The organism is Clostridium sp. HMP27 (assembly GCF_000765165.1).
Taxonomy (GTDB): domain Bacteria; phylum Bacillota; class Clostridia; order Clostridiales; family Clostridiaceae; genus Clostridium_AK.
Window position 1 is genome coordinate 174184 of the sequence record NZ_JMFY01000001.1, and the last position, 12304, is coordinate 186487.

The window sequence follows — 12304 nt, forward strand, 5'->3', positions numbered from 1 at the left end:
TATGAAAGGTATAAAAGAGTTTTCAGTAAGGATTATACTAATTTATTTAAACTTCGTATTCATATTTAGAGTAATGGAGGTTGCCTTTAAAATAAGTGATTTTTCTTATGTACTATTTTCCTTATTATTTTTGATGGTAATAGCATTGGTATATGTTTTTAAATTTTTAATAAAAAAGCCTTATATTAAGATTTTACTAATATTATTTATTATAAGCATACTGTCTTTTAGTATATATAAGAATATAGAATATATAAGTAAGCTAATTGTAAAAAACAATTCTTATATGCAGTATTTAAATAATGCCATATATAATAGGGAAGATACTGAGTTTTTTCAGTACAAAATTTTAATTTTAACGTTACTTCCGTTACTCATATTAATATGTATATTTTTTTCAAGTATATTTACTAATTTTATATTAATTATAACTTTTGCAGCTACTGCTTTTTTCTGGTACTACGGATATACTTTTATAGTAAAGAAGTATTTGTTTTTATATCTTATGCTGACTATAATGACTTTTTCAATAAACAATTTTTTAAAGGAAAAGATAGTGCTAAAGCAAAAGAGTATAAAAGCAGAGTTGCCTATTGTAAAGACTATTCCTTACATTGTTATACTAAGTTTAATAATTGCATCTCTGCAAAGTTTTTTTCCTAATAATTATAAAGGTCATTATAGTGAAGTAAAAGATAATATTACAAATAAACTTTTGCCTAGTAAAAATGCTGGAAGTCATATGTATAATATATCATCATCAGGTTATCCCAGTACAGAATCAAAGCTTGGAGGCCCTATTACGTTAGATGATAGAGAAGTTTTTAAGGTAAGAAGTAATAGGCCGTATTATTTAAGGGGAAGTTCTAAGGATTTTTATGATGGATTTTCTTGGAGAAATAGTATTGATACATTTGAAAAAGTAGGAGATAAAAATCCACTCCCCACGATTGAGGGAGGTAGAAGTTTCTTTCTTAAAACAGAAAGCATGGAAAATGAGCTAACTATTTATCCAACTAACTTATATACTACTACTGTTTTTTCAACTTTATATATGCAGGGAATGTCTATTAATAATAAAACTTTATATATAAACAAGGAAGGAGACTTATTGTCTTCTAAGGTAATAAGTACACCATATACTATAAGGTTTTATGATGATAGCCAAAAGTACAGTAAAATAACTCCTGATACAAAAAATTCTATAGTAATGGATGCTATAGATTTTGAATATAAGAAATCTTACCTGGAAGGAGAAATGGAAAATTATAAAAGATATCTAGAATTGCCTAAAAATATTCCCGGTAGGGTGTATGATTTAACGAAACAAATAACATCTAAAGATAATAATGCTTCTGAAAGTCTAATAAGTATATATAATTATCTTAACAAAAATTATAAGTATTCTCTTGAAGTTTCTAATATTCCTCAAAATAAGGAGTTTGTAGACTACTTTCTATTTGAAGAAAAAAAGGGATATTGTACTTATTTTGCAACAGCTTCTGTAGTAATGCTTAGAATGGCGGGCATCCCTGCAAGATATGTAGAAGGATTTAATATGACAAATAATAAGAATGAAAATGGGCTTTATGTGGTTACAAATAAAAATGCCCATGCTTGGGTAGAGGTTTTAATATCTCCTACATATAACACGTGGGGAGTATTTGATGCAGTGCCTAGTGCGCCGGAAATTTTAAGGACGGAGGAAGAAAAGGCTAAAGAAAAGGAAAGTAACCAAGTACAGGAAAAGTCACAGGAGATTAACAAAGGTGACCAAAAGACACAACATCAATTAGGAAAAGAAGAAAAAAACATAGATTTAAAAGGGATTGTTATAAATAAAGTATTGTGGATCGTATTAAGAGTATTTTTCGTTATATGTATATTTATATTAATTAAAAAATACAGAAAAAGCAAAATTATAAAATCACAAAGTGTAATTCCTCTGTATCAATATATATTATCAAGATTAAAAACTGAAGGAATAATTATTCCAGTTAATACTGGCGATTTAGAGTTTTGGAAAAGTTATGATGATGTCTATATTAGATTCCTAATGAGCGATTTATGTACTTTAGCTTATGAAGAATATTATGGACAATATAATAGTCTAAAAGCACTAGGCAAGATAAGTTATTATAATTCTATAGAAAAATATCTAAGAGGCAAGCAAAGTAAAGTTAAGTATATATTCTTTTATTTTGTAGTATTGTAAATTAAAGTATACATGTTATAATATTTATATAGAATATTATGGTAATGCGGATATGGCGGAATTGGCAGACGCACTAGATTCAGGTTCTAGCGAAGGAGACTTCGTGCAGGTTCGAGTCCTGTTATCCGCACCAGCAAAGTTTGAAATATCAAAGTTAAAGTGCCTCCACATAACAAGGGAACTTTTGCCTTAGGCAAAGGTTCCTTTTTAATTACATATAAAATTAAGTTATAAAGAACAATATATACAGATAGGGAGTTGGACAGAAATAGGCACTATTTATATAATAAGTATTATGTAAATAATAATTAATGAAAGGAATGTTTGAATTGAAATATAAATTAATATGTATAGATATGGATGGAACATTGTTAAATAAATCTGGAGAAATAAGTAAAAGAAATTTAGAGGCTATTAAAATGGCTTCTAAAAATGGAGTAAATGTAGCTGTTACTACAGGAAGGCTATTTGCATCTGCTAATTACTTCGCAGATCTCTTAGAAGTAAAGACTCCTGTTATAGCATCTAATGGAGCATACATAAGAGAAAAGTCTAGTGATAAGGTTATATATAAATCACTTTTAGGTTATGATAATGCCATAAAAGTAGTTGAAATACTTAAGACATTTGATTTATATCCTCACTTTAATACCTATGATTCTATTTTTACAGAAAGGATTATTAACTCATCTTTGTTTTATTCTAAGTTAAATGAAACTTTACCAGAGGACAGGAAAATAAAAATTTGTATTGTAGAAGATTGGCAAAAGGTATTAAAGGAAAATGAAGGCGAAATACTAAAATGTATAGTTATAGATAAAGATATAGAGAAGATTAAAAAGGCTAAGGAAGAAATTAATAAAATAGAAACTCTAGAAGTAGTAAGCTCCTTAAAAAAGAACTTTGAAATAATGGCAAAGGGAGTATCTAAGGGGAAAGCTGTAGAGATGCTTGCAAATTATTATGGCATTGATAGAAGTGAGGTAATATGTATAGGAGATAATGAGAATGATTTATCTATGATAAATTATGCAGGTCTTGGAATTGCAATGGGTAATGCAGAGGATTTTGTAAAAGAAAGTGCGCATTATATAACAGATACCAATGATGATGACGGGGTAGCAAAAGCTATAGAAAAATTTGTATTATAGACCGGGAGGGAAATTATGTTTATACCTAGGAGAATAATTTTTGAAAAGGGTTCGTTAGATTATGAAATAGGTAAAAATATATATGAGAATTTTAAAAATAAGTCAGATATAGAAATAATACAATTAACATCTAATAAGATAAAGCAAAGCATTCCAGGAGATAACCTATATGATTTTTATAGGGCGGGCAAAAATACCTTAGTAGTCGGGGTGAAAAAAGGATTTAAGTATCAATCCTGTAAGCCATCAGCACATTATCAATTACCTTTAGTATCAGGTTGCATAGGACATTGTGAGTATTGTTACTTAAATACCAATATGGGAGATAAACCATACATAAAGGTTAATGTTAATATAGAGGATATACTCAATAAAGCTAAAGAGTATATAGATGAAAGGCTTCCAGAGATAACGATATTTGAAGGAGCTGCAACCTCAGACCCTGTGCCAATTGAGCCATATACACATTCTTTAGCAAAGACTATAGAGTTTTTTGGGGAAGGTGTAAATGGCAAGTTTAGATTTGTTACAAAATATAATGATGTAGACGGACTGCTTAATTTGAAGCATAACGGCAATACTGAAATAAGATTTACATTAAATACTTTTAAAGTTATCAGCGACTATGAAAAGAGAACTGCGCCAATTGATAAAAGAATAGAAGCAAGTGTAAAGGTAGCAAAAGCTGGATATCCAGTAGGTTTTATTATAGCACCGGTATTTTTATATGATAATTGGAAAGAAGATTATAAGAACTTATTATTAGAATTGCATGATAAAATTCCAAAGAATTTAAGATATCCAATAACATTTGAAATTATTTCACATAGGTATACAGCTAGAGCGAAAAATATAATATTGGAAGTGTTTCCGCAAACTACGTTACCAATGATTGATGAGGAAAGAAAATATAAACATGGGCAGTTTGGATACGGAAAGTTTGTATATACAAGAGAAGAGATAGAAGAAGTAAAGGATTTTTTTACAAATCAGATAGAAACAATATTTGAAAATAAAGTTGTAAAATATGTAATATAATTATTAAATTAAGATTTACTATATAAATTAAGTGATGGATAGGAATACATTGCTTAATACAAAGTGGTAATTGAATAATTGGTAATATTAGAGTAATATATTTATTATAGATTTGTACTGATGAGTTAAACAAGTAAGGGGGAAAAAAATTGAATTTAAATATAGTTTTGTTTCAGCCAGAAATACCACAAAATACTGGAAATATAGCGAGGACTTGTGTTCTTACAAACTCGAAGCTTCATCTTATAAAACCTTTAGGTTTTAGTTTAGATGAAAAACATTTAAAAAGAGCAGGATTAGATTATTGGAAGTACTTAGACCTAACTATTTATGAATCCTATGAGGAACTTAGAGAAAAGTATTCAGATAGCACGTTTTATTTTTCAACCACCCATGCAGATAAGCTTTACTCAGATGTAAAATTTAAACAAGGAGATTTTATCGTATTTGGAAGAGAGTCTAGTGGACTACCTGATTACATAAGAAAAGAGAACGGTGAAACATGTATAAGGGTACCTATGATAGAGAGTTCAACTAGATCTTTAAATCTATCTAATACTGTATCTATAATGGCCTATGAGGCATTAAGACAAATGGAATTTCCAAATATGAAATAGGAGGCAGAGTGTTGGAAAAAATAAAGATAGTAACGGATAGTACTGCAGATTTGCCAAAGTCTATAGTAGAGAAATATGATATAGAAGTTATACCTCTATTAGTAAATATTGAAGAAAATACCTACAAGGATGGCGTAGATATATTTCTAAGAGAACTATTGGACAGAATGGATAAGTCTGAAGCTTTCCCTACTACCTCACAAATAAACCCACAGCGGTTTTTAGAGTATTATAAGAAATATTTAAACGAAGGATATAAAATAGTATCTATACATTTATCATCTAAAATGAGTGGAACCTATCAGTCTGCATGTATTGCAAGGGATATGTTAGACACTGCAAATATAGTAGTAATAGATTCATTAAATGTAACCTCAGGACTTGGAATACTAGCTGTGAAAGCTTCCATATTAAAAGAAAAGGGAATTTCTATAGATGAAATAGAAATAGAAATTAAAAACACAATACCTCATGTTAAAGCTGCATTAGCATTTGAGCATTTAGATAACTTAGTTAAGGGAGGAAGACTTTCTAAGACTGCAGGAGTTATTGGTAATATTCTTGGAATAAGACCAATACTTGGAGTAGTTAATGGAGAGATGACCGTAATAGATAAAGTAAGAGGAAGCAGAAAAGCAGCAAGATATATTATAGATTATATGAACGAAAATGGAATACAAAAGGGAGAACCTATGGTGCTTCTCCAAGTTGAAAATGATGATGTACGATTACAACTTAAAGAGTACCTTTGTGAAAATGGCAATGATTTTATGGAATGTGAAGTGGGGTGCGTGGTTGGTGTTCATGCAGGAAAAGGAGCTTGTGGAGTGTTTTTTATAGAAGAATATTAATAATTAGTGAATGTAAAGTAGGATGGGATAAGTTGGGTTGTATAAATGCAAAAAATATTTTTGCATATTTGATAAATGAAGGATAATTTGGTTATTTGTAGAATAGTAATGTTAAGGGTTACATTATATAATTATTAATAGGAGGGAATTACAAATGAACAAGAAAAGAATAGTTTCATTATTAGCAGCAACAATAATGACAATGTCATTGCTTGCAGGCTGCGGCGGTGGGGAAAAGAAACCTGCAGATCAAGGTGGCACAAAACCTGCAGCAACTGCATTAAAAGTAGGGTTAGTTACTGATCAAGGTGGTATTAATGATGGTTCCTTTAACCAATCTGCACATGAAGGTATAACTAGAGCGACTAAAGATCTTGGCATTGAGCAAATTCCAGCAGTAGAATCTAAGCAGCAAGATGCTTACGAACCAAATTTAAGAACTATGGCTGGAGCAGCTGATTTAACAGTTGGATGTGGATTTATGATGAGTCAGGCTATGGCAAATGTTTCAAAGCAGTTAACAGATAAGAAGTTTGTTGTAGTTGACGCTGTAGTTGATAGCCCAAATACCTTATCAATAACATTTAAAGAAGAAGAAGGTTCTTTCCTTGCAGGAGTATTAGCAGGAAAAATGACTAAAACTAATAAAGTAGGATTTATAGGTGGAAAAGAAGGAGAAGTTATAAATAGATTTGAATCTGGATTTATAGCTGGTGTTATGTCTGTTAATCCAGAAGCAGGAAAACTTTTAATGCCTGTAAATGCTAAAACTCCAGGTAAAAATGTTAAATATGTTGATTCCTTTGACGATCAACAAAAGGGAGTAGAAGCAGCTAAAATGTTATATAACAGTGGATGTGACATAGTATTCCATGCAGCAGGTGGAGTAGGTCTTGGACTTTTCAAGGCTGCTAAGGAAATGAACAAATGGGCTATAGGTGTTGACTCTGACCAAGCAGCAGCACTTCCAGATTATAAAGATGTTATAGCATTTTCAATGGAAAAAAAGGTTGGAGAATCAGTTTATGATGCTATAAAAGACCTTAAAGGTGGAAGTTTCCAAGGAGGACAGCATAAGGTTCTTGGAATAAAAGAAGATAGAGTTGGAATAGCTCCTACGGTTAATGAAAAGGTTTCTAAGGAATATATAGAGCTAGCTAATAAATACAAAGAAGCTATAAAAGAAGGAAAGTTTAAAGTTCCAGGTACAAGAGATGAGCTTAAAGATTTTAAAGCTCCACAGCTATAATAGTTTGGCTAGGTGCTTATGCATCTAGCCTTTTGTATAATTATTTGGGACTTAAACTTCATTGCAGAAAGGAGGATTCAGATGCAAAAAGTTGTGGAAATGAAAAGTATAACCAAGGTATTTCCAGGAACTATAGCTAATGATAATGTGGATTTTGAACTGAAAAAGGGAGAGATACATGTTCTTCTTGGTGAAAATGGAGCTGGAAAAACTACTTTAATGAACATTTTATACGGATTGTATCAGCCAGAAACAGGTGAGATATATGTAAATGAAAATAAGGTAAGTATTAAAAATCCTAAGGATGCAATTAAGCTAGGAATAGGAATGGTACATCAACATTTTATGTTGGTGCATAATTTCACAGTAGCTGAAAATATGGTTTTAGGGCAAGAACCTAGAAAGGGAATGTATCACATAGATATTAAAAAGGCAGAAAACGATACCAAAGAACTTGCAGAGAAGTATGGATTTAATATTGACCCTAAATCTGTAATTGAAGACATGACTGTAGGGCAGCAACAAAAGGTTGAGATACTAAAGTCATTATATAGAGGTGCGGAAATACTTATACTTGATGAACCAACAGCTGTTTTAACTCCACAGGAAATAATAGAACTTGGATCAATACTTAAAAATTTAACAAAAGAGGGAAAGTCAATAATACTTATAACTCATAAATTAAAGGAAGTTATGAGTATGAGTAATAGGGTGACTATAATAAGAAGGGGAAAATATATAAATACTGTTAATACTGGAGAAACCAATATAGATGAGCTGGCAGAAATGATGGTAGGTAGAAAGGTCAATCTTACAGTAAATAAAGAACTATCAAAGCCAGGAGAAGCTATATTAAAGATAGAAAACTTAAAAGCATTAGATCATAGAAAACTTCCTGCGTTAAAGGGTATAACTTTGGAAGTGAAGTCTGGTGAAATACTAGGAATTGCAGGAGTAGACGGCAATGGACAAAAGGAACTTGTAGAATCTATAGTGGGACTCATAAAACCAATAGAGGGTAAAGTGTATTTAAAGGGTAATGATATAACAGGAAAACCAACTAAAGACATAACAGATGCAGGAGTTGGCCATATACCTGAAGATAGACATAAAAGAGGATTAGTTTTAAAATACTCACTTCTTGAGAACTCTGTACTAGGTATACATCATAAGAAACCTTTTTCCAATGGAATAATGATGAATTACCATAAAATACGAGAACATGTAAAAAAACTTATAGATGAATTTGACGTGAGAACTCCAAATGAAGATGTATTAGCTTCATCTTTATCAGGAGGAAATCAACAAAAGCTAATTGTAGCAAGAGAAATTGAAAAGGACCCAGAACTTGTAATTGCAGTTCAACCAACTCGTGGCCTTGATGTAGGTGCAATTGAGTATATACATAAAAGATTGGTACAAGAAAGAGATAAGGGAAGGGCAGTACTGTTGGTATCTTTAGAATTAGATGAAGTTATGTCTCTCTCAGATAGAATAGCAGTTATATATGATGGGGAAATAGTGGATATATTAAATGTTAAGGATGCAACAGATCAAAAACTTGGCATATTAATGGCAGGTGGAACTTTAAAAAAGGATACGCAGGGAGGTAAAATAAATGGCTAAAGATAATACAAAAACTATAACCGTTTTAAATTCGGTAAGAAATTTATCAGTATCCTTTTTATCTATATTGCTAGCTCTTATTATATCTGTGTTCTTTGTAATGTGGGCTAAAGGATTTGGTTTTTTAGATTCGTCACAGTTACTATTTACTTCCATTTGGAAGGGAAGTTTTGGATCAAAAATAAATTTAATAGAAACCTTTGTGTTTACAACACCGTTAATATTTACAGGGCTTGCTCACGCTGTGGCATTTAAAACGGGACTTTTTAACATAGGTGTTGAAGGGCAATTTATTATAGGAATGATTACAGCAGCAATAATAGGATTAATTCCAGGAATACCATCAGCTATACATGTAATAATGATACTTATAGCGGGAATGGCTGGTGGAGCATTGTGGGCAGGAATTCCAGGATATTTAAAAGCAAAAATAGGAACCAATGAAGTTGTAAATACTATTATGATGAATTTTATTGCTATGCACTTTACAAACTATTTAACCATGGGACCTTTCCATAAGCAGGGTTCTGCAAGTACAGAACTTATTCAAAAATCAGCAGAACTATTTAGGTTTTTAGGACCCAATAATAGATTAAGTATAGGAATATTTATAGGAGTAATATTTGCAGTTTTAGTTTATATATTGTTTTGGAAAACTACTATAGGGTATGAAATAAGAGCAGTAGGGTTAAGTCCAACTTCTGCAGAATATGGTGGAATAAGTATAAAGAAAAATATAATACTTTCAATGGTAATTTCAGGAGCAATAGCAGGTATTGGTGGAGCGATACATGTAATGGGAGTACAACATCAATCCGTTCAATTATTTGGATTTCCTAACTTTGGATTTGATGGTATAGCGGTAGCTCTAGTTGCTAAAAGCAATCCTATAGGTGTACTTTTCTCTGCAGTATTATTTGCAGCGCTAAACTACAGCTCAGCAACTCTTATGTTATTTGGTATACCAAAAACAATTTCATACTTAATTCAAGGTATAATAGTACTCTTCATTGCTGGAGAATATATATTTAAACTTATATCACAGAGAAGAAAAAAGGGGGCTTTGACAAATGGATAGTGGAGTATATATAGCTATAACAGGAATAATCGCCGCAACGTTAAGACTTTCAACACCTCTTATATTTGCAGCCCTTGGTGGAGTTTTTTCAGAAAAAGCTGGAGTTGTAAATATAGCACTAGAAGGGATAATGACAACGGGTGCTTTCTTTGCAGTATATGGTTCATTTGTTACAGGCAGCCCTTGGATGGGTCTTATATTTGCTATGATTGCAGGAGCGGCTATGGCGGCTATACATGCATATTTAAGTATTCACTTAAAGGCAGAACAAGTTGTATCTGGTGTTGCTATAAATATATTTGCAGGTGCTTTGACGAGTTTTTTAATTGTTAAGTTTTTTAAGACTGGTTCTCAAACAAGTGTTGTAAAATCGATTCCATATCCATCAGAAATGATGGGGAAGGTTCCCTTCATTGGATCAATATTAAAAGAGTTAAATTGGTTTGTATTCATAGCATTTATATTAGTATTCGTATCTCATTATGTAATATATAAAACTCCGTTAGGACTTAGAATACGATCTGTAGGAGAACATCCAAAGGCTGCAGATACCTTGGGCGTAAGTGTATATGGAATAAGATATTTTTGTGTAATACTTTCGGGAGTACTTGGAGGATTAGGAGGAGCTACTCTGTCCATAGGAATAATGAACTTATACAGAGAAAACATGGTAAGTGGGAGAGGGTTTATTGCCCTAGCAGCCATGATATTTGGTAACTGGAAGCCTATAAATGCTATGTGGGCATCAATGTTATTTGCTTTTGCAGAAACATTTCAGTTATTTGCAAAGGGATTTGGATGGACTCTTCCTGGGGAAGTGTACGCAGCATTTCCTTATATACTTACAATGCTCGCTCTTGCTGGTTTTGTTGGAAAGACTCAAGCACCAGCAGCAGATGGTGTTCCTTATGAAAAGGGTCAAAGATAGTTACAATTAATACTGAGCATTAATATATGATACTTACTAAAAAAAGTCCGCAATGCGGATTTTTTTTAATTGAAAATTGAAAATTATTCGAAATTTTGGCATGGATTTTGCGTATAACTCTGTAATTGAATTCATATAAATGTTATAATAAAAACTATGAGGGGTGTGTTATATATGAATTTAGATTTTGGGTTATCTATGCATCAAGAGCAAAAGTTAATAATGACACAACAAATGCAGATGTCTATTAAAATACTTCAATTATCTTCCTTTGAGCTTCAGGAATATATTGAAAAGGAAATTCAAGAAAATCCATTGCTAGAAGCTAAATATGATAAAAAAGAGGACAAGTTAAATTATAAGGAGATAATAAAGTATTTAGAATTTGATGATTATACTCATAATAACTATGTAAAGGGTGACGATGAAGAGGTATCACCATTTAATTTTATTTCTAATAAAAAGTCTTTAAAAGAATATCTAAAAGAACAAATTGCTGATTTTGATGAAAAGGATTGCATAAAACATATATGTAATTATATAATAGAGAATATTGATTCTAAGGGATATTTAGGAGTAAGTATAGAAGATATATCTAAAGAAATACATATACCATTAAATGTCGCAGAAAAGGCGTTAGTGATAGTTCAAAGCTTAGAGCCTTATGGGGTTGGAGCAAGAGATCTAAAGGAATGCTTAAAAATACAACTTTATCAAAGGAAAATGGGAAATTATAAATTGCTTCAGATTATAGATAATCACCTAGAAGATATTGCTGAAAATAGATATAATATTATAGGAAAAAGCTTAAATATTACTCCTATGGAAGCACAAAGGTATGGAGATATCATAAAAAAACTTCAGCCTAAACCATCTAGTGGGTTTTATACTGGTGAAGAAGTAAATTATATTATCCCTGATGCATATATAAAAAAAATTGGTGAAAAGTATTATATCATAATGAATGATGATTTAGTTCCAAAGCTTATGATAAATAATCTTTATAAAGGGATAATAAATAAAAATGAGGATAAGAGCGCAGTTGAATATGTTAAAAGTAGGCTGGATAGTGCTGCTTTTTTGATAAAAAGTATAGAAAATAGGAAAAGTACAATATATAGGGTTCTTGAGAGCATACTTGAAATACAAAAGGAGTATTTTGATTATGGTGAAAGGTATTTGAAACCCATGACTCTGAAAGAAATCGCAGATAACTTAAATATGCATGAGTCAACAATAAGTAGGGCCATAAGGGATAAATATATTCATACAAGTAAGGGAACTATAAAGATAAAGAGCTTATTCACAACATCTATACAAGGAAACAATAGTGATAATATGTCTTCTATTAATGTGAAAAAGTTAATTTCTAATTTAATAGATAAAGAAGATAAAAAAAATCCATTATCTGATCAATATATTTCAGATGAGCTAAAGAAGGTTAATGTGAATATTTCAAGACGAACCGTGACAAAATACAGAGAAGAAATGGGAATAAAATCTTCAAAGGGAAGAAAAAGATTTTAAAAAAATTATTTATAGCTCTTGGAA

10 protein-coding genes and 1 tRNA gene are annotated in these 12304 nt (G+C 31.1%); all 11 read left to right on the forward strand.

Annotation, left to right across the window (positions count from 1 at the left end; genetic code table 11):
• Position 1: 1 nt before the first annotated feature.
• Positions 2-2215: a transglutaminase-like domain-containing protein gene (locus tag DP68_RS00825; protein WP_035304832.1), complete on the forward strand. Its 2214-nt coding sequence runs from the start codon at positions 2-4 to the stop codon at positions 2213-2215.
• 46 nt (positions 2216-2261) lie between these two features.
• Positions 2262-2348, forward strand: a tRNA-Leu gene (locus DP68_RS00830).
• 196 nt (positions 2349-2544) lie between these two features.
• On the forward strand, positions 2545-3366 hold the full coding sequence (locus tag DP68_RS00835) for a Cof-type HAD-IIB family hydrolase (RefSeq protein ID WP_035304834.1): 822 nt from the start codon (positions 2545-2547) through the stop codon (positions 3364-3366).
• 15 nt (positions 3367-3381) lie between these two features.
• Positions 3382-4404: a spore photoproduct lyase gene (gene splB / locus DP68_RS00840; protein ID WP_035304836.1), complete on the forward strand. Its 1023-nt coding sequence runs from the start codon at positions 3382-3384 to the stop codon at positions 4402-4404.
• A gap of 149 nt (positions 4405-4553) precedes the next feature.
• Positions 4554-5021 (forward strand): tRNA (cytidine(34)-2'-O)-methyltransferase, encoded by a 468-nt coding sequence (locus tag DP68_RS00845; RefSeq protein ID WP_035304838.1) that lies wholly within the window; start codon positions 4554-4556, stop codon positions 5019-5021.
• Positions 5022-5032: 11 nt separating this feature from the next.
• Positions 5033-5872, forward strand: a complete 840-nt coding sequence (locus tag DP68_RS00850; RefSeq protein WP_035304840.1) for a DegV family protein — start codon at positions 5033-5035, stop codon at positions 5870-5872.
• 154 nt (positions 5873-6026) lie between these two features.
• Entirely contained in the window at positions 6027-7121 is a 1095-nt protein-coding gene (locus tag DP68_RS00855) for a BMP family ABC transporter substrate-binding protein (RefSeq protein WP_035304842.1), read from the forward strand.
• Between the two features lie 81 nt (positions 7122-7202).
• On the forward strand, positions 7203-8747 hold the full coding sequence (locus tag DP68_RS00860; protein ID WP_035304844.1) for an ABC transporter ATP-binding protein: 1545 nt from the start codon (positions 7203-7205) through the stop codon (positions 8745-8747).
• Positions 8740-9825: an ABC transporter permease gene (locus tag DP68_RS00865; protein WP_035304845.1), complete on the forward strand. Its 1086-nt coding sequence runs from the start codon at positions 8740-8742 to the stop codon at positions 9823-9825. The genes DP68_RS00860 and DP68_RS00865 overlap by 8 nt, the downstream gene beginning before the upstream one ends.
• Positions 9818-10753: an ABC transporter permease gene (locus tag DP68_RS00870; protein ID WP_035304846.1), complete on the forward strand. Its 936-nt coding sequence runs from the start codon at positions 9818-9820 to the stop codon at positions 10751-10753. The genes DP68_RS00865 and DP68_RS00870 overlap by 8 nt, the downstream gene beginning before the upstream one ends.
• Positions 10754-10927: 174 nt before the next feature.
• Complete coding sequence (rpoN, locus tag DP68_RS00875) at positions 10928-12280, forward strand: RNA polymerase factor sigma-54 (RefSeq protein WP_035304847.1); 1353 nt, start codon at positions 10928-10930, stop codon at positions 12278-12280.
• The last annotated feature ends 24 nt before the right edge of the window (positions 12281-12304 follow it).

Excerpts from the sequence above, each read along its gene's own strand:
- DP68_RS00825 (WP_035304832.1), top strand. The coding sequence starts at position 2 with ATGAAAGGTATAAAAGAGTTTTCAGTAAGGATTATACTAATTTATTTA.
- splB (WP_035304836.1), top strand. The coding sequence starts at position 3,382 with ATGTTTATACCTAGGAGAATAATTTTTGAAAAGGGTTCGTTAGATTAT.
- DP68_RS00855 (WP_035304842.1), top strand. The coding sequence starts at position 6,027 with ATGAACAAGAAAAGAATAGTTTCATTATTAGCAGCAACAATAATGACA.
- DP68_RS00860 (WP_035304844.1), top strand. The coding sequence starts at position 7,203 with ATGCAAAAAGTTGTGGAAATGAAAAGTATAACCAAGGTATTTCCAGGA.
- DP68_RS00865 (WP_035304845.1), top strand. The coding sequence starts at position 8,740 with ATGGCTAAAGATAATACAAAAACTATAACCGTTTTAAATTCGGTAAGA.
- DP68_RS00870 (WP_035304846.1), top strand. The coding sequence starts at position 9,818 with ATGGATAGTGGAGTATATATAGCTATAACAGGAATAATCGCCGCAACG.
- rpoN (WP_035304847.1), top strand. The coding sequence starts at position 10,928 with ATGAATTTAGATTTTGGGTTATCTATGCATCAAGAGCAAAAGTTAATA.